The sequence below is a fragment of the Vibrio sp. 2130-1 genome (assembly GCF_033339515.1).
In genome coordinates, this window is sequence record NZ_JAWOUT010000478.1 from 1 (window position 1) to 599 (window position 599).

1 protein-coding gene is annotated in these 599 nt (G+C 48.6%); it reads right to left on the reverse strand.

Annotation, left to right across the window (positions count from 1 at the left end):
* Nucleotides 1-181 precede the first annotated feature (181 nt).
* Nucleotides 182-599 (reverse strand): SRPBCC domain-containing protein (locus tag R7Q09_RS26940; protein WP_318144050.1); only part of this gene is annotated, 418 nt, incomplete at its 5' end.

The following is a 599-nucleotide window of genomic DNA, read 5'->3' on the forward strand; positions in this document are numbered from 1 at the left end:
ACTCGCGTAAGTATGCGTGTGGGTATCAACCTTAAATTCCATCATCCAGTCTCTTGAGTGCTCAAATTTGCGGGTATTGTATACCCTCGTGCGGTCAAGATGTAGCGAACACCGAAAATGCGGCGGTGAACGCTCTCTTACTCAGCCTAGAAATGGAAAAAGTGCATCTCGATATTTAGTGCTATTGCGAGTCCGTTTCCTCACAAATACTTTTAATCAATGGCAACGCTTTTTCCCACCCATTGTTGAACATCGATACAAAGTCACTGTGAGTGTGAATGGTGATGTTGAGCAACAAGCGTTCGTCTTCTGTGTCGATCTGATAGATCTCACGAGATCCAATCCACTTGGCGGCGATATCGGCGTCCAACTGTTGCCTATTGTCGGGGTTAAAGATGGCAACATGATGAAACTCTAGCCGATGCAGTGGCTGCACAGAATCAATCACTGCGCGAGTGCCGCCCATATCCGGATCAAAAAAGGTGATGTCGCTGCCCTCTTCCCACTCCCCTTCGAATTGAGATTGAGGTGAAAATGCCTGCGCCCAACGCTTGTAAAGCTCAGCATCCGTCAGCACTCTCCATACGCGCTGCGGAGTC